Source organism: Oceaniserpentilla sp. 4NH20-0058 (assembly GCF_040371755.1).
In the GTDB taxonomy this organism is placed as follows: Bacteria; Pseudomonadota; Gammaproteobacteria; order Pseudomonadales; family Oceanobacteraceae; genus Bermanella.
In genome coordinates, this window is sequence record NZ_BAABWE010000003.1 from 233,622 (window position 1) to 251,254 (window position 17,633).

At 43.3% G+C, this 17,633-nt stretch carries 17 protein-coding genes; 9 read left to right on the forward strand and 8 right to left on the reverse strand.

Going from position 1 to position 17,633, the window contains the following annotated elements; all coding sequences use genetic code 11:
* Nucleotides 1–124: 124 nt before the first annotated feature.
* Nucleotides 125–622 carry a pyridoxamine 5'-phosphate oxidase family protein gene (locus ABWV45_RS06315; protein WP_353349809.1) on the reverse strand — a complete coding sequence of 166 codons (498 nt, stop codon included), beginning with the start codon at nucleotides 620–622 and terminating at the stop codon, nucleotides 125–127.
* A gap of 94 nt (nucleotides 623–716) precedes the next feature.
* A complete protein-coding gene (locus ABWV45_RS06320; protein WP_353349811.1) occupies nucleotides 717–1,217 on the reverse strand; it encodes a cold-shock protein in 501 nt (166 codons plus the stop codon).
* A 114-nt stretch (nucleotides 1,218–1,331) separates the two neighbouring features.
* On the opposite strand from ABWV45_RS06320, the gene ABWV45_RS06325 reads away from it, so the two are divergent.
* Complete coding sequence (locus ABWV45_RS06325; protein WP_353349813.1) at nucleotides 1,332–1,547, forward strand: SlyX family protein; 216 nt, start codon at nucleotides 1,332–1,334, stop codon at nucleotides 1,545–1,547.
* A 159-nt stretch (nucleotides 1,548–1,706) separates the two neighbouring features.
* Here the strand turns inward: ABWV45_RS06325 and ABWV45_RS06330 are convergent, their stop codons facing one another.
* The 5 genes from ABWV45_RS06330 to ABWV45_RS06350 form a co-directional block, all read right to left on the reverse strand.
* Nucleotides 1,707–2,087, reverse strand: coding sequence for a hypothetical protein (locus tag ABWV45_RS06330; RefSeq protein ID WP_353349815.1), 381 nt, complete (start codon nucleotides 2,085–2,087; stop codon nucleotides 1,707–1,709).
* Nucleotides 2,088–2,182: 95 nt separating this feature from the next.
* Entirely contained in the window at nucleotides 2,183–2,584 is a 402-nt protein-coding gene (locus tag ABWV45_RS06335) for a hypothetical protein (protein ID WP_353349817.1), read from the reverse strand.
* Between the two features lie 22 nt (nucleotides 2,585–2,606).
* The gene (locus ABWV45_RS06340) at nucleotides 2,607–4,436 is read right to left on the reverse strand and encodes a GldG family protein (protein WP_353349818.1); all 1,830 of its coding nucleotides are present in this window, start codon (nucleotides 4,434–4,436) and stop codon (nucleotides 2,607–2,609) included.
* A 14-nt stretch (nucleotides 4,437–4,450) separates the two neighbouring features.
* The gene (locus tag ABWV45_RS06345; protein ID WP_353349820.1) at nucleotides 4,451–5,194 is read right to left on the reverse strand and encodes an ABC transporter permease subunit; all 744 of its coding nucleotides are present in this window, start codon (nucleotides 5,192–5,194) and stop codon (nucleotides 4,451–4,453) included.
* Nucleotides 5,195–5,204: 10 nt separating this feature from the next.
* Nucleotides 5,205–6,140, reverse strand: coding sequence for an ABC transporter ATP-binding protein (locus tag ABWV45_RS06350; RefSeq protein ID WP_353349822.1), 936 nt, complete (start codon nucleotides 6,138–6,140; stop codon nucleotides 5,205–5,207).
* Nucleotides 6,141–6,410: 270 nt separating this feature from the next.
* Here ABWV45_RS06350 and plsB point away from each other — a divergent pair, with 270 nt between their 5' ends.
* A complete protein-coding gene (plsB, locus tag ABWV45_RS06355) occupies nucleotides 6,411–8,879 on the forward strand; it encodes a glycerol-3-phosphate 1-O-acyltransferase PlsB (protein ID WP_353349916.1) in 2,469 nt (822 codons plus the stop codon).
* Between the two features lie 64 nt (nucleotides 8,880–8,943).
* On the opposite strand, the gene ABWV45_RS06360 is transcribed toward plsB, so the two are convergent.
* Nucleotides 8,944–9,282 carry a type 1 pili tip component gene (locus ABWV45_RS06360; RefSeq protein ID WP_353349824.1) on the reverse strand — a complete coding sequence of 113 codons (339 nt, stop codon included), beginning with the start codon at nucleotides 9,280–9,282 and terminating at the stop codon, nucleotides 8,944–8,946.
* A 220-nt stretch (nucleotides 9,283–9,502) separates the two neighbouring features.
* Here ABWV45_RS06360 and ppc point away from each other — a divergent pair, with 220 nt between their 5' ends.
* The 7 genes from ppc to ABWV45_RS06395 all read left to right on the forward strand — a co-directional run bounded on the left by ppc (nucleotide 9,503) and on the right by ABWV45_RS06395 (nucleotide 17,592).
* On the forward strand, nucleotides 9,503–12,151 hold the full coding sequence (gene ppc, locus ABWV45_RS06365) for a phosphoenolpyruvate carboxylase (RefSeq protein ID WP_353349826.1): 2,649 nt from the start codon (nucleotides 9,503–9,505) through the stop codon (nucleotides 12,149–12,151).
* Nucleotides 12,152–12,431: 280 nt separating this feature from the next.
* Nucleotides 12,432–13,076, forward strand: a complete 645-nt coding sequence (gene adk / locus ABWV45_RS06370; RefSeq protein WP_353349828.1) for an adenylate kinase — start codon at nucleotides 12,432–12,434, stop codon at nucleotides 13,074–13,076.
* Between the two features lie 159 nt (nucleotides 13,077–13,235).
* A complete protein-coding gene (gene hemH / locus ABWV45_RS06375; protein WP_353349830.1) occupies nucleotides 13,236–14,192 on the forward strand; it encodes a ferrochelatase in 957 nt (318 codons plus the stop codon).
* Nucleotides 14,193–14,467: 275 nt separating this feature from the next.
* Complete coding sequence (locus tag ABWV45_RS06380) at nucleotides 14,468–15,133, forward strand: hypothetical protein (protein WP_353349832.1); 666 nt, start codon at nucleotides 14,468–14,470, stop codon at nucleotides 15,131–15,133.
* Between the two features lie 147 nt (nucleotides 15,134–15,280).
* The gene (gene tsaB / locus ABWV45_RS06385; protein WP_353349834.1) at nucleotides 15,281–15,994 is read left to right on the forward strand and encodes a tRNA (adenosine(37)-N6)-threonylcarbamoyltransferase complex dimerization subunit type 1 TsaB; all 714 of its coding nucleotides are present in this window, start codon (nucleotides 15,281–15,283) and stop codon (nucleotides 15,992–15,994) included.
* Nucleotides 15,995–16,009: 15 nt separating this feature from the next.
* A complete protein-coding gene (locus ABWV45_RS06390) occupies nucleotides 16,010–16,822 on the forward strand; it encodes an undecaprenyl-diphosphate phosphatase (protein ID WP_353349836.1) in 813 nt (270 codons plus the stop codon).
* Nucleotides 16,822–17,592 (forward strand): class I SAM-dependent methyltransferase, encoded by a 771-nt coding sequence (locus tag ABWV45_RS06395; protein ID WP_353349838.1) that lies wholly within the window; start codon nucleotides 16,822–16,824, stop codon nucleotides 17,590–17,592. Before ABWV45_RS06390 ends, ABWV45_RS06395 begins: the two co-directional genes overlap by 1 nt.
* The last annotated feature ends 41 nt before the right edge of the window (nucleotides 17,593–17,633 follow it).

A 17,633-nucleotide genomic window follows, 5' to 3' on the forward strand; every position in this document is an offset into this window, starting at 1 on the left:
TGTTATAAGATTAAAAGGTTTTTATACCTATTTGAAACCTAAGTATCAACTAGTTATGAGTATTTCAACAAAGTAAAAAAGCTCCTGACTTATATCTAATAAAAAATTGATTCATTTTTGAGGGTTAGCCCCTCTCCCATAATCCTTCCATCATTTTTGGATATTGCACGGGCCTAAACTCTGTAAATTTTATGTCTCTTACATGTGTAAAGTCTGACCAAATGAGTTTACTGCCCTTAAATAACTTCTTGGGTTTGATGCGCTTGGCAACGGCGGTTAATTCTTCTTGTGTGGCTGCTCTTAATGGCCCCATGGTGCCGTATAAGCGAACACCCGGTGCTGAGCTAAAGCGTCCTTTAAAAAACGATTTAAGCCAATACATGGTGCTGCTGTTTACCGCGCTTAAACATACATTTGGGTTATGCTGAACATTACTGGCTAATTGCGAAGTAAAAGAATCAAAAAAGTATGCGCTTTGGTCATCCCGTAAAAAAACGGTGCCGATGGGCGTAATATTAGGTATGCCATTTTCATCCACACTGGCAATGGCGCAATGCATATTAGATTTTTGGGCTTGTTGTATAACGTTTGTGATTTCAAGCCAGTGTTGTTTTATGTTCATCTTCACTCCTTTGTTTTGTTCTTCCCTGCGTGAATTAATAATATAGGCATAAAAAAACCCGCTCAATGGCGGGTTTCTTTAGAGTGGGTATCGCTTAGCGAACAACCGATACGTCTTCTGCTTGTAAGCCTTTTTGTCCGTCTACTACGCTAAACTTAACCGCTTGGCCTTCGCTTAGTGAACGGTGACCGCTGCCACGGATGCTACGGAAATGTACAAATACATCGTCGCCGTTATCGCGGGTAACAAAGCCAAAGCCTTTTTTCACGTTGAACCATTTAACAACACCGCGTTCACGGCCGTCGTCTACGTCTTGTTCTACTAGTGTACCAGTGCCGCGACGTTTACCTTGTCCTTGGCCAGAGCCGCTTGCTGCTATAAATAACACAACAAACGCGACGAACGCGGCTGCTATGTAAGCGGCAATTGCCCCTTCTTGTTGAAAATAGAAGCCTACGCCTTGTTCGGCAGCAGGTTGTGTAAATGCGAAGATGGCGCTACCGCCAGCTACAGAGAACAGTGCCGCCATTAATGCAGGTGTGGGTAACGCCAGCAGCACGCAGATCAAACTTTTCTTAAACAATGAGTTTTCCATCTTTAACCTTCTTTCTTACTTTATTTGTCAGTTGTTACACTTGCTTGGTGTACAATTCAGGCAAGCCTGTGTATCTAATATGAATTAGCGTTAAAAATCAACACGATAGAACTTATGACCCAAAGCGACCAACAACACATTGAAGACTTGCAGTTCCGTATTGCTTTCTTAGAACAAAATCTTGACGATTTGAACGACATTGTTACCCAGCAACAAGCTCAAATTAGCTTAATGGAGCGGGCTGTAAAACACTTAAATAGCCGTTTAGAGCAAGTCTCCCCTGCTAATATCAAAAGCCCAGAAGATGAAACGCCACCTCCTCATTATTAAAAGGGAGGTTTGCTTCTGCTTAAAGCTGACATTCTGGTCATTTAGCACATTTACTATACTGCCATCCACATAACCGAGCTCATGCTGAACTCGATGTTATGCGGGCTAATATAGATAACGGTATAAATACTCAAGGTATGCAGGATTCCAAGGTATAAACTAACTCGTTAATTTATCCTTGATCCAGTTGAGGGCTTGATCTTCGTTTTGAAAAATTTGCAGGTCTTTAAACGGTAGGTTTTTGGTCACTTCATCTACTAAGCGGCGCTGTAACGAGTTACACACTACAAACGCCATAAAATCACAGCCATGGTGTAGACACCAGTTTAGTTGCGCCCAAACGCGCTGCTGTACGGCGGGCTCAGCACTGGCGCTTTCGTTGTATATGCTCAGCAGCCCCCAGTTTTGACCGTTTAGCTTTTTAACGGTTTGATCGAAGTTTTTTTCGTATTGCACGGCTAATTCCATATCAAATGCGCCTTTTGGGCGACAGGTGATTAGATTACCGTCTTGATTCACACTGAATTGGCCATTGTCCATGGACTACTCTCATTTTGCATGCCACTTTTTTAGTATAGCGGGAAGTTTTCAGTTTTCCGCTTATGGCTGTTATTGAGAGTTATTGAGGGGTTGTGTTACGTGTTATTGGCCTTAGAAATGGATTCTCGCATCCATTCCAAGGCTTCTTTGTGGTCACGAAATATGCGCATTTCCTTGAGACCTTCGACATCTTTGGTGGTAACTCGTGCGGCATATTCATGCAGGGGGTTATTCACTACAAAGCCCAAATAGGCACAGCCATGGGCGCAGGACCACATAAATTGCTTGCGCACCATGTCTTGTACGTCTGGCCCACCGGTTTCATAGGTGTCATATACGTTGAGTATGCCCCAAGTTTTACCCATTAGCGGTTTAATCTTTTTGAGGAATTGTGTTTCGTACTCTCGCACGCCCTCAACATTAAATGCGCCTTCAGGAGTCACAATCACGAAACCATCATCCACTTCGACATCAATTTCGGTAAATCCATGGTGCATACTGTCTATTCCCTAGTACTGATTATGCTTTTTTATGGCCTTGACGTAACGTTATGCGAGCCAGCAATAACAGTATCAAGGTCAGTATTATAGGTACAATAGCAATATTTAGCACTTTGAGCCAAGTCCCAAGACCTTCTATGTCTTTATCCAGTTCGTGACGAACATCCCTTAAGGCTTTACGAATGCGCAGTTTTTCTTGCTGAAAGCCGCTTAAAGTAGCTTCTTGCTCTGGACTTAAGGTAAGTGTGTCTTTGTCGCGCTGCTGTTCTAAATCGGCTAGGCGCTTCTCTGTGTCCTCTAGCTGTTGCTGCAGGGCTTGCTCGTTTTCGTAGTATTTGTCTTGTGCTGCTTGTCTTAAGTCTTGTACTACTTCAAATGGGCGTGTAAAGCGGCCACGGCTACGAATGGTGATGAGGTCATCGCTACCTAAAAATTGCTCGGCCATATTTTGTACAAACGCGCCATTATCAGCCCAAGGCTGAACGATGCGCTGCCCAAAAAAGTTTTGTACTTGCACCCATAGGCGGTCAGTCAGCACGTCGGTGTCGGCAACAATCATGACATTAATCTGTTCGCTGCTGGCAATATGGGGCTTGGCTCCTTCGATTGGTTGCAAAGACGCCTCAAAGTGGCTGTTTGCTGGGCCACTGATTCTGGCGGCTAATGTATAGCTGTCTCCTGTGGGTTCAAAGCCCTGCATTAGTTGCCTTGGGTCTTTCGCCAAGTTGTATTGATTCAGGCTTATGGCTTGAGCTACGGTGCTTGACCATACTAGGCTATCAAATTGGGTTGTAGCATCTGCGGTTGGCTCTATGAACCCTGCTGCGGCAAAGTTTAGGGTTTCCAATTCTGATGTCACCACTTCATTAGGGTTCATACCATCAATTTGTACGCCTAATAACCCTAGGTGTCGGATAGGTGGTTGATTTTGTCCCATAGAGATGGTCAACCCGTATTGAGCATCCACCACTACTTGAGTTGGGTCATACTTTACGCCCCACTGTTCAAACAACGGCCCTAAAATGTTAATGCCTGTGAAATCATCTAAAGGATCGGTTTGCTTGCTTTCTGCTTTAGGGTCCAAAAAGGCCAGCAACTTACCACCACGCAAAACAAATTGTTCGATGGCGTATAAACTTATTTCATCTAAAGCATCTGGCTGAGCAACAATAAGCAGCTCAATTTCTGCGTCGATTTGTTCTGGCTGGTCTTCTACCCAACGTACATCGTAAAGTTGATCCATCTGCTCAAACACAACCCAAGGAGGAGTTGGCCCGCCAGATTGCATGTCAAAACCACCACGCATATCTAAACCAGTAAGTAGTCCGACTACTGGTAATTGTGTCTGTCCTAAACGGTAGATAAGCTCACTGATTTCGTATTCTAAAAACGGCTCACGGTCCGGTTGAAAAAACGTAATGGTTTGGCTGTTGCCATTTTCACTGCTGGCTTCTAGACCAAAATAAATGTCATCCCCGGTGGCAATAGGCACCGCTTGCAGGCCAGCTTCTGCGGCTTTGTCTTCGGCTTCTGAGAACGGCTCAGGGTCAATAATATTGAGTGTGATTTTACCATCAGACAACAATACATATTCTTGCAGCAACTCTTCAACACGCTTGGCATAACTGCGCAGTGCGGTAATGTCTTTACTTACTTTGTCTGAATAGTACAAATTAAGCGTGACGTTTTGCTCTAGGGCGCTAACGATATTATGCGTGCCCTGAGTCAGGCTATATATATTTTGATCGGTTACATCGACCCTTGCCCCTTTAAATACCACTTGGCTAATAACCAACACAAGCACAAAGCAAACTGGCGCAAAGACAAACTTAAATACTGATGATTTCATATTTTTCTCCTCGCTTATTTAGCTTTGTTATGTTGCAAAGCAACTTGAGTGAAATACAACCACAGGGCGATCATGGCTAAAAAGAAAACGATATCGCGCAAATCTAGCACCCCTCGGGCAATGGCATCAAAGCGTGTTAAAAAGCTTAAACCGGCTATGAAATCCACCATGATTTGCGGTGCCCATGCAAAGTTATCCAGTACCAGAGGCACGCCACTTAGCATGAAAACAAAACACACAACGACGGTTAAAATAAACGCAATAATTTGATTTTTATTACACGCCGAAATACAGCTGCCTATGGCTAAAAAGCTCCCTGCCATTAACCAAGAGCCTATGTATCCAGCAAAGATAACCCCGTTATCTGGGTCACCTAAGTAGGCAACGGTAATCCACATCGGGAACGTCAGTAGCAAAGCAATACCAGCAAATAACCAAGCGGCTAAAAATTTACCCACCACTGCGTTAGCCTGACCAATTGGTAGCGTCATGAGTAATTCAATGGTGCCCATTTGACGCTCTGGAGCCCACAAGCCCATGGCAATAGCAGGCATAAAAAATAAGTACAGCCAAGGATGAAAGTTAAAAAATGCGCTTAAATCCGCTTGGCCGTTTTCATAAAAGTGCCCTAGATAAAAACTAAACACACCCGCCAGCACCAAAAACATCAAGATGAAGACATAAGCGATTGGGGTGGCAAAATAACTATGCAGTTGACGCTGCATGACAATACGAGTCATATTCATATTTAACGACATGGCATGCTCCTTAGACTGTTTCTGCGCGCGTCACTTGACGGAATACATCGTCAAGGCGGCCTTTTTCAAGGTGAATATTTTCAACGGCCCATTGCTGGTTATCTAACCAACGAACCACTTCTGGTAACAGCATTTCGCCGTTTTGAGGAAATAACATGTAAGTACGGTCGTCTTCATCGCCCACCACTTCAACATTTAGTATTTGATCAATACTGCTCAGTTGCTCCTGAACATCGTTGTAATCTTGGGCCAGTTGCAAACAAATGGCATTATGATGAAGGCTTTTGCGCTCTAATTCTTCTGGCTTGCCATCAAGCAATAGCTTACCTTCGCTAATGATTAAGGCGCGACTACATACGGCGCTTACTTCTTCTAATATGTGAGTAGAGATAATCACGATTTTGTCTTTGGCTAAACCTTTGATTAACTCACGCACATGGTGTTTTTGGTTAGGATCAAGACCATCGGTTGGTTCATCTAATATCAACACTTTAGGGTCATGAATAATGGCTTGTGCCAACCCCACACGACGGGCAAAACCTTTAGACAAAGTCTCGATGGTTTTGTTTAAGACGGGTTCTAGCTCTACTTGCTGAATGACTTTATCTAATCGTTGCTGCGCAAGCGTACCGGTTAAGCCTCTGACTTTGGCGATAAAGCGTAAAAATGCAATCACTGTCATTTCGCCGTAGGCTGGAGCCCCTTCTGGTAGATAACCCATAATTTGCTGGGCTTTTTGCGGCTGCTCTAGAACATTAATATCACAAACACTGATGCTGCCTTGGGTGGGCTGAATAAAGCCAGTGATCATTTTCATGGTGGTGGATTTACCCGCACCATTTGGCCCCAAGAAACCAAGTACTTCACCCGGTGACACATCAAAACTTAATTGATTAACAGCTGTAAATTGGTCAAACCGTTTTGTGAGATTTTGCACACGAATCATGATTAAACTCTCTATTTATTATTTTATCGCGCTCTTAGTCTGTACTTATCAAAGAAAGTTTCCAGCTAAGGTTAAAAGTGACCTTACTATATGGCCACTTGAAACAATTTCAATAGATAAAACTTGCATTGCTTAAAAGGTGGACGTTTTTCACGTTGGTTTGTAAAAAAGACCTGCTACAATTCGACAAATTTTGACTGAACCGACTAATGTGTATAAATCGGTTCCTGTTTGGCCTGTATTTTAGCCAATGATCAGTATAAATAGGTGATGACCTTGCGTGCGCTACTCGCTATTTTCAACTCGTTTTTCCGCTGGATACTCACCCTTTGGGTGCGTACTACCGTTATGGGCGTCAAAGACCCTAAAGAAGCCCTAGATGAAAACGGCACTGACCACGTTTTTTATGCCCTGCCGAATCGCTCTTTTTCAGCCAGCTTAGTATTAGACAGCGAAACCCGTAAACTGGGTTTACCCCGTGCACTAGAGCCCGTTGAAATAGCAGGAGTGGCGTTTACTAATCGCATATTTTACCTATCAAAACCCGAAGGCAATTGGTTTAGTCGCCGTGTTAAACCGTTTTTACATAAGTCTGCGCCTCAATTTATTGAAATATCTAAGCAACACCCAGACATCAAAGTAAAAATAGTTCCAGTGAATGTTTACTGGGGGCGCACCCCAAACAAGGAAAAAAGCTTTCTGAAAATTTGGCTTGGGGATTCGTGGTCAGTCCCTGGGAAATTTCGCCGTATTGTAAGTATTTTATTAAATGGTCGTCACACATTTGTACACATTAGCGAGCCAATGAGTGTTCAGGATGTCATCAGCGAAAATCCTGACATGGAAGCCTCACGCTTAATTCGTAAAATTGGCCGTGTATTACGGGTACATTTTCGTCATAACCGCAGCGCGGTGATTGGCCCTGATTTATCCCACCGCCGTACATTGGTTCATCGCCTCGTTCACAAACCAATGGTCATGACGGCCATTGAGCATGAAGCTGCTGATAAAGGCATTTCCATAGAAAAAGCCAAAGCACGGGCGTTAAAGTACGGTGATGAAATCGCCTCTAACCAAAGCCACACCACCATACGTCTTTTAGAAATTGTACTGTCATGGGTATGGAATAAACTCTACAACGGCGTACAAGTCAAAAACCTAGACAAGCTCCACGATACTTTTAAAGATAACGAAATCATTTATGTGCCGTGCCACCGCAGCCATATTGATTACCTATTACTTTCATATGTGCTATTTACCAAAGGCTTTGTACCACCACAAATTGCCGCGGGTATTAACTTAAATCTACCCGTGGTTGGGCCTATTTTGCGCCGTGGTGGCGCATTTTTTATGCGACGTAGTTTTAAAGATAATCCGCTGTATAGCGCAGTTTTTGATGAATACCTGCACACAGTTTTTACGTCAGGCTATTCTACCGAGTATTTCATTGAAGGTGGCCGCTCCCGTACTGGTCGTACATTAAAACCTCGCGCTGGCATGTTAGCCATGACGGTGCGCAGCTACTTACGCGACAGCCACAAACCCATCGTATTCATGCCTGTCTACATTGGTTATGAAAAGGTGTTTGAAGGCGGTACTTATTTGGGTGAACTAAGGGGCCAAGCGAAAAAGAAAGAATCCCTCTTAGGAGTATTTAAAACCTTAAAAGATTTGAAAAAGAACTTCGGCAAAGTCTACCTAACATTTGGCGATGCCATTAATTTAGACAACTTCCTTGAAGCACGTCGCCCTAATTGGAAAAGCGAAGACCACGGCCCAGACTTTCGCCCAGAATGGACAAAACAAGTGGTCAACGAGCTTGCCATTAACGTAGTAACTGAAATCAACAAGGCCGCTGCGCTAAATCCAATTAACATGGTTGCTCTGGCTATTTTAGCCACCCCTAAACAAGCCATGGATGAAAAGATTTTGGCACAAACCCTTAATCTATATGGCGAATTAGCCAAAGACATGCCATATAGTCACTTAACTGAGTTACCAGAAGGTAACGGGCAGGACTGGATCAACTACGCAGAGAACATGCACGTCATTGAGCGTTTAAAACATCCTCTTGGGGACATTATTCGTGTAGATGAAGCACAAGCAGTAATGTTGACGTATTACCGTAACAACGTGATCCACCTATTTGCGATTCCGTCTATGCTGGCATGTTTGTTTATTAACAACGTCAAAATGAAGCGCAGTGAGGTAGTACGCTTTGCCACTACCATTTACCCGTATTTAAAATCTGAACTATTTTTGCACTGGGAAGAATCACAAATCGAAGGGGTCATAAGTCAGTGGATTGACCTGTGTATTAAGAAAGGCTACCTCACTGAAAATGGCGACGAACTATTCCGCCCGCCGGTTAGCTCTAATAATTACATTATCCTCTCGGTGCTATCTGAGCAGGTTATTCAAATCTTAGAGCGCTATTATATTGCCATCGCCCTTTTGCAACGCTCTGGCTCTGGAGAGGTTAACCAAGAGGAAATGGTGAAAAACTGCTCATTAATGGCACAACGCATCTCTATCCTGCACGGTTTGAATGCCCCAGAGTTCTTTGATAAGTCACTGTTTAAAAACTTAATTGATGAGTTATTAGAGCGTAATGTACTTACTTTAAATAGCGAACATAATATTGAATTCGGCGAGCGCATCGAAAACATCACCAACGATGCTAAGGTGCTGTTAAACGCAGATTTACGCCGCAGCATACTGCAAGTGACCTTAAATTAAAGAGCCGCTTATTTAGTCACACAAAAAAGGTGGGCAATGCCCACCTTTTTTCTCACCAATGTGACTAAGCGGATTTTTTCTTGTCGTGCAGAGTTTGCGCAAATTGGTGTCTTAGCTTCAAATACTTAGGTGTTAGACCAACATCCTCGTACATAGGGTCACCCAGTTCATCATGGCAGACCACCTTTTTCCCTTGTTTATAAGGCATCTGTCGCTCGACTTCATCTAATGCTACCCCAATCAATTGAGAGATTACCTCATCACGATTTAAGCCGGGGTACAAACCCGCTAAGGCTTCAATACGTGCTGCATCTTTAAACGGTAATCGTAATTCGTAGGATTGGTCTCCTGTGGATTGATGGCTCGCTGACTCCCAAGAAGACATTAGATCCCGAACATTCATACTACAACCTCAACAATAAACAACGTACATAGAACAGTTTAGTTCAGCAAATTGAATCTACACGGCTTGGTTACTATTTCTTACAATTTTTATTTGGCTCTGTTTTTGCTTCTCTTCATTAAACCCAACAACTATGTACACTGGCAAAATACTAATAAAGAATACAAAGCGCCCCCAGCAGCAACTACACTTATTTTAAGCTTCTTCCCTAGGATGACGAATGCAAAATACTTTGGATGCCGATTTAAAAGATAATGTCCGCTTACTGGGTGATTTACTCAGTGACGTGATTGAACAAGACCTAGGTGCCGAATTCATCGAGAAAATCGTCACAATTCGCACCCATGCAAAACAAGCCCGCGCCACGCAAAAAGAACCAAAAGCCCTAATCGAATACCTAAACGGCCTAAGGGATGACGACATCACCCCTATTACTCGCGCATTTAACCAGTTTTTGAATTTAGCCAACATTGCAGAACAGTATCACGATGTGATTCGTGGTCGCCGCAAAGACGGCGAAGCTTTCCTTCAACACCTAGACGACCTACTAAAAGATTTAGGCGATAAATTCACTGACGAAGAAATTCAGCAAAAGCTGGCTCAACTGAATATTCAATTAGTGCTCACGGCCCACCCAACCGAAGTCACCCGTCGCACCTTAATTGGTAAATACGAGCACATCCTAAACGCTTTAAACGGCCTAGATACTCAGCCATATGAATACGAGCGCAAACAAATACTAGAAAACTTAAAACGTGTAGTGGCTGAAATCTGGTACACAGATGAAATACGTCAGCAACGCCCCACCCCAGAAGATGAAGCTAAATGGGGCTTCGCCGTCATTGAAGGCGCTCTTTGGCAGGCGATTCCGCGTTTTTATCGCGAAGTAAATGAGTTATTAGTGTCGCGCAATTTAACCCCATTACCATTAGATGCAGTGCCTATTCGCTTTCAATCATGGATGGGCGGCGACCGTGACGGCAACCCCAACGTCACCGCCAAAGTCACGTCTAACGTATTAATGTTAGGTCGCTGGATGGCAGCTGATTTATACCTAAGAGACCTTGGCGATCTGGTAAACGATTTATCCATGGAAAACTGCAACGACACCTTACGTGCAGTAGTTGGTGATGTAAAAGAGCCTTACCGCCATTTATTAAATGATGTTCGTCAACGCTTACGGGAAACCCAGCAATACACTCAAGACCAAATCAAAGGTAACAAAGAAAACCGCAATAAAGGCCTGTTCGATTTTAATAGCTTGATCGAACCCTTACAGCTTTGTTATCAATCTTTAATTGACTGTCATATGGAAGTGGTCGCTAATGGCAAGCTTATGGATACCATTCGCTGCGCCCATACATTTGGCTTAACCCTTTGCCAATTGGATATCCGCCAAGAAAGCACCCGCCAGTCACAAGTGTTAGCCGAGCTATGCGAATACTTAGGCTTAGGTAATTATTTAGAGTGGGACGAAGCCACACGAGTTAAGTTTTTATTAAACGAACTACAAAGCAAGCGCCCTTTGTTACCCAGTGAATGGCAACCCAGTGCCGATGTACAAGAAGTTTTAGATACCTGTAAGGTTATCGCCAATGAAGACCCCAGCTGCTTTGCCTCCTATGTAATCTCCATGGCGGGTGCCGCCAGCGATGTATTAGCGGTGGCCTTATTGCTTAAAATTTCAGGGCGTAAGCAACCCATGCCTATCGCCCCACTATTTGAAACCCTAGATGACTTAACCCAAGCATCCCACAGTATTAATACCTTATTGGATATCCCTTGGTATCGAGAATATTGTAATCACAAACAAATGGTCATGGTGGGGTACAGCGACAGCGCCAAAGACGCAGGCCAATTAGCCGCCAGCTGGGCACAATATAAAGCTCAAGAAGAATTGGTCCATGTATGTGACAACCACGGAATTGAACTGACCTTATTCCATGGGCGTGGCGGCACCGTTGGCCGTGGCGGTGGTCCCGCTCACAGCGCCATACTATCGCAACCGCCGGGGTCGGTTCGCGGACGCATACGTGTAACCGAACAAGGTGAAATGATTCGCTTCAAATTTGGTAACCCTGAAGTGGCCTTGCGTTCATTACAGGTTTACATGTCCGCAGTACTTCAAGCCACAGAGCTACCACCACCAGAGCCAGATGCAAAATGGCGTGAGCTACTAGAAAAACTCAGTGCGATTGCCGTTAAAAGCTATCGCTCAGTGGTGCGTGAACACCCAGATTTTGTCTCATATTTTAGAAGTGTCACCCCAGAACAAGAGCTGGGGAAATTAGCACTAGGGTCTCGCCCAGCGAAACGCAAAGCCACGGGCGGCGTGGAAAGTTTACGTGCCATTCCATGGATATTCGCGTGGATGCAAATTAGGCTCATGCTACCGGCTTGGCTTGGTAGCGAAAAAGCCCTGCGAGATGCCATTAACGAAGATGAATTAGACACCTTAAAAGACATGGCACAGCACTGGCCTTTCTTTAGAACCTTAGTGGACATGCTTGAAATGATTCTAAGCAAAACCGATTCAGGTATTGCAGAATATTACGAGCACACACTTATCTCGCCAGAAGACACCAACAAAGCAAATAAATCCCAATTAGGCTTAGAAATTCGCCAACGCTTGCAACAAGCCATAGACACCGTCAATCTTATAAAAGAGCAAACGCAGCTGCTCGATAGCAACCCCGCTTTTCGCTCCTCCATGGCCGTAAGAAACCCATACACAGACCCGCTACACTATTTACAAGCCGAGCTTTTGCATCGAACACGTCAACAAGGGGAAAAAGTGAACCCCGAACTGGAGCATGCGTTAAAAGTTACCATGGCAGCCATTGCCGCTGGTATGCGAAACACGGGATAAACCCTATTAACTCAAATAGTTAGCACTGCCCCCAGTATTTTTAATATTGGGGTCAGTGTTCACCTACCTTGTAACCCTTATAAATCCTGGCACTTTCCTCTAAAGTCTCCCTATACCACCTTAGTACCCCTTGCCCCAAGTTGCTTGGTCAGGTATTGTTTGGCTTTTTTTTATAGTACTGCTTAATAATTAAACAGCCATACACGGTGCAATGCCCCAATGGACCTTGGGATAAAAGGCTTATTGGGAGATTGAATCGAAACTCTTAAAGGAAACATGAATGCGTATAATTTTATTAGGTGCCCCTGGCGCCGGTAAGGGCACTCAAGCACAGTTCATTTGTGAAAAGTACAACATTCCACAAATCTCAACTGGTGACATGTTGCGCGCTGCCGTAAAAGCTGGAACCCCACTTGGTAAACAAGTTGAAGAAATCATGCAAACAGGTGGATTAGTTTCAGACGACCTAATCATATCTTTAGTAAAAGAACGCATTGCAGAACCAGATTGCGCAAACGGCTGCTTATTTGATGGTTTCCCTCGTACCATTCCACAAGCAGAAGCCATGATTGAAGCGGGCGTTGATATTGATTACGTTGTTGAAATTGATGTAGACGACGAAGAAATCGTAAAACGCATGTCTGGACGTCGTGTTCACCCAGGCTCTGGTCGTACTTACCACGTAATTTTCAATCCACCTGCCGTGGAAGGAAAAGATAACGAAACAGGCGAAGACTTAATTCAACGAGAAGACGATGCAGAAGCAACCGTACGTAAACGTCTAGGTATCTATCACGAGCAAACCGCACCGCTTGTTGGTTTTTACAAAGCCTTAACCATCGAAAACGCACCAAAGTATGCGCATATTCCTGGTGTAGGTACATTGGATGATATTCGTGACGCAGTTTTTGCTGCTATTGCTTAAGTAAAAGCACACGTTAAAAAGCCAGCTATGCTGGCTTTTTTTATGCCTGTTGATTTAAATCAAATAAAATAATGCCTGTCATAAAAACCAATTGAAGCAAGGTTACGTAAACTGCTGCAAATAACCTATGATAGCCCTACCAATAAATGAGGTATCAAGATGTCACAAAAAACGGCCGTGGTATTAGTGAACCTAGGGACACCCGATGCCCCCACTGCAAAAGCGGTTCGCCGATACTTAAAAGAATTTTTATGGGATGACCGTGTAATAAAACGTAATCCTATCTGGTGGTTAGTTCTAAACGGCATTGTTTTGACTTTACGCCCTAAAAAAGTAGCTAAGCTTTATCAAAGCGTGTGGGAAGAAGACAGCCCGATTCGCACAATCGGATTTGAGCAACAGAAAAAACTACAAAATGTCTTAGGGGACGACACACACGTAGAGCTAGCGATGACCTATGGCAACCCTTCTTTTAAAAGCGCATTAACCAAACTAAATTCGCAAGGTTATGAAAACATTATAGTTTTACCTCTATATCCGCAATACAGCGCCACCACAACCGGAGCTATATACGATCAAGTTGCAAACTTTATAAAAAAACAAAGAGACTTACCCTCTTTTCATTTAATTAAGGATTACCATGAAAATCCTTTTTATATTGACGCTCAAGTAAAAAAGATTGAAGAATTTTGGCAACAAAACGGCCGCAGTGAAAAATTATTGTTTTCATTTCACGGCATTCCCAAGATATATGTTGAAAAAGGAGACCCTTATCAAGCGCAAGTAATTAAAAGCGTCAAATTAATGGTCAAAAAACTCAATTTAAAAGAAAGCGAATACCAATTGTGCTTTCAAAGTCGTTTTGGCCCCACTGAATGGCTTCAACCTTACACAGATAAAACATTAGAAGCGTGGGGAAAAGACGGCATTCAATCCGTTGACGTAGTTTGCCCAGCTTTTAGTGCAGACTGTTTAGAAACCCTTGAAGAAATTGCAGAAGAGAACAAAGAAATCTTTTTAGAAAACGGTGGTAAACAATATCGTTACATTGCGGCGCTAAATTCTGATGATGATCACATAAAAATGATGAGTGAAATCGTTAAACCCTACTTATAAAATTCAAAACCCATAAAATAACCGACAACCCTTCATTCCTTTTTCAATAAATGGCTTTTTAAAGAATTTAGCGAACTCTTTAAAAAGCCACATTTCTGTCTAGAAATGTATTTTTGCAAAAAAGTATCATTTTTTTGCGCCATAATTTCCAATAAATGATAAATACGGTAGTTTTTTGCAAAAAAATCATTTATTTTTCTCTTTAAGACTATGCTCTTACATTTTTTATGCTATTTTTTTATTGATACACCGTCCACAACAAGAAGGAAAACACCATGGCTCGAGGTCGTAAAAAAACTGCAGCTAAAAAACGTGTAGCGAAAAAAGCTACTGCCGTCGTTACTCCTGCAATCACTAAAGCCAATAAAGCGGTTGATAAAGCGAATGCTGGTATTAAAGCTGCCACAGCGAAAGTAGACGCCGCTAATAAAAAGTTAGCTGCTGCGCGCAAAAAAGCCGCTTCAACTAAAACCGCTGCTGCTAAAAAAGCAGTTGTATCTGCTCGCGCTGCAGTTGCTAAGCAAAAAGCGACTCTAGCAGCAGCTAAAGATAGTGCTCGCCAAGCTAAAGCTTTGGTAAGTGCTGCTAACGTAGAAGCGAAAGCTGCTGCCGCCGCTGCTGCTGCTAAAGAAGCCACAATAGCTTACGAAGAGTCATTGGTTGGCAAAGCAGAAGCTGATCTAGCTAAAGCACTTGCCGCTTATGAAGCAAAATGGCGTAAAGCCCGTGCGAAGAAAGACGCTGCTAAAGTGAAATCTCGTGCGAAAAAAGAAGAAGCGAAAAGCAAAGCCGCTGCTAAAAAAGCCGCTGACAAGCTTAAGCAACTAGCAAAGCCTGCTAAAAAGAAGCCAGCTAAGAAAAAACCGGCTAAAAAAGTAGCCGCGAAGAAACCTGCCAAAAAAGCAGCTCCTCGTCGTAAAGCAGCGAAAAAAGCGAAGTAATTCGTATTTAACCGCTGATATAGCTGGAAAACCGGTTCAAGGTCTCTTGTACCGGTTTTTTTGTGTGTAAAATAATGAAACCGGAAATTTTTCACACTATTCATTCATGCTAGAATAGCCACCCAATTTGATATTTGAAGTTACATCATGGCCCATATACTTGCCATTGAAGCCGCCAGCGATAGTTTTTCTGTGGCGCTTCACACCTCAGGCGACCTAATCTGTAAAACCGAAGCCGCACCGCGCATGCATAGCCGCTTACTATATCCGGTTTTAAATGATGTCATGAGCCAAGCAGGCTTAAAACCAAACCAATTAGATGCCATCGCATTTGGTAAAGGCCCAGGCTCATTCACGGGCTTACGCATTGCCGCCTCCACCGCTCAAGGCATTGGCTACGCCTGCGACATACCTCTTATGGGCATATCTACATTACAAGCCATGGCGCAACAGGCTTGGATACAAGACCAACAAGAAAATGTACTCGCAATTATGGATGCACGAATGAATGAACTGTATGTTGGCCAATACACGTTGAATTCATCAAACCAAATTATGGAAGCTCAATTAGCTGACTTCATATGCCCAATTGGCTTTTCAGCACAAGAAAAGCACCTAAAAACAGGTGAGTTTCACGCTTGTGGACATGGCCTAAATTTATTTGAACAATATCACCCAAACTTCAAAGCCATGATCACCTCTCAAAACTCAGATCAAGTTCTGGATGCATCATCCATGTTGCCGCAGGCCATTCATCTATTTGAACAACAGCAAGTTATTCAACCAGATGAAGTTGAGTTAGTGTATTTGCGCGAGCAAAGCCACTGGAAAACCATCAAGCAGCAAAAACAACAAAAATAATTTTAAGGATTCATCATGGAGTTATGGCAAGCAATTATTTTAGCCATATTGCAGGGACTCACAGAATTTCTACCTATTTCCAGTTCTGCCCATTTAATTTTACCCTCGCAGTTACTAGGCTGGCCTGATCAAGGCTTAGCGTTTGATGTAGCCGTCCATGTGGGTACGTTGTTAGCGGTAATGAGTTACTTCCGCAAAGATATTGTCAATATTACAAAAGGATTCATCGACTCAACGTTTCTTGGCAAACCCAATATGGATGGCAAACTGGCGTGGTGCATTGTATTAGCCACCATTCCAGCTGGCATTGTAGGAATATGTTTAAACGGCAGCGTTGAAGAATACTTACGAAACTCCTTGGTGATTGCGACAACCACAACTGTTTTTGGCGTTTTACTTTGGTACGCAGACAGAAAACCCGATTTAACAAAAACCTTATCCCAAATCAGTTTCAAGCAAGCCGTTATTATTGGTTGCGCTCAAGCGTTAGCGTTAATCCCCGGCACCAGTCGTTCAGGTATTACCATTACCGCCGCCATGTTAATGGGATTCGACCGTCAATCAGCCGCACGCTTTAGCTTTTTACTATCTATTCCGTTAATTTTATTAGCCGGAAGCTACAAAGCCTATGAACTATTAACCTCCACTCTCCCAATTCCATGGAGTTTAATCTTCATTGGCGCCTTAGTGTCCTGCATCAGTGCTTATGTATGTATTTATTTATTTTTGAAGCTAATTGAACAGCTTTCTATGACACCCTTTGTAATTTATCGCTTAATTTTGGGTGCTTTCTTATTTATTGGCGTATTTCTGGGCTGGTTTGTGTAATGTCGTTAACCCTTGTTTGTCATACAGTAGAATTAGCCGAAAAAGCACAAAACATCGCTGATGAGCTAACTATTCAACTAAGTAAGAAAATTCCTGATCAAGCCGAATTCATCCTAAAACTGGATGAAAGCGGTTTAAGCCTATGCAAACCCTTTGATAAATCCGTTGGCGACCTCACCATCGACTTTACCGACGGTGCACTTACTTGGCGACGCCAACACGGTGGAGGAACAGGCCAAGCCATTGCCAAAGCGGTTGGACTAAAGCAAAAAAAGGCACTTTCGGTGCTGGATGCCACAGCAGGCACCGCCACAGACGCCTTTGTACTGGCTGCACTGGGTTGTAAAGTTACCATGGTAGAAAGACACCCGATTGTCGCTGCACTGCTTCAGGACGCATTAGAGCGCGCTGAGCTAAACCCAGAGGTTCATGAGATCACCCAACACATGACACTGCACAAAGGCAGTAGCATTGAATATTTACAAACCTGTGAAGCAGAACAATTTGATGTGGTGTGTTTAGACCCTATGTTTCCTCACTCTGGCAAAAACGCCCAAGTGAAAAAATCCATGCAATTTTTCCGCGACATGGTGGGCAAAGACGAAGACGCCGATTTACTCCTCCCTCCTGCCCTAAACGCAGCAAAATACCGTGTAGTGGTAAAACGCCCACGTAAAAGCCCTTTTCTGAATAATCAAAAACCCAGCCTAAGCCAAGAAGGCAAAGCCAATCGGTTTGATATTTATGTAAATAAAGGGATGAAGGATTAACCTGAATTTTTGGTAAGAATATAGGCTGGCACAAGCGAAGC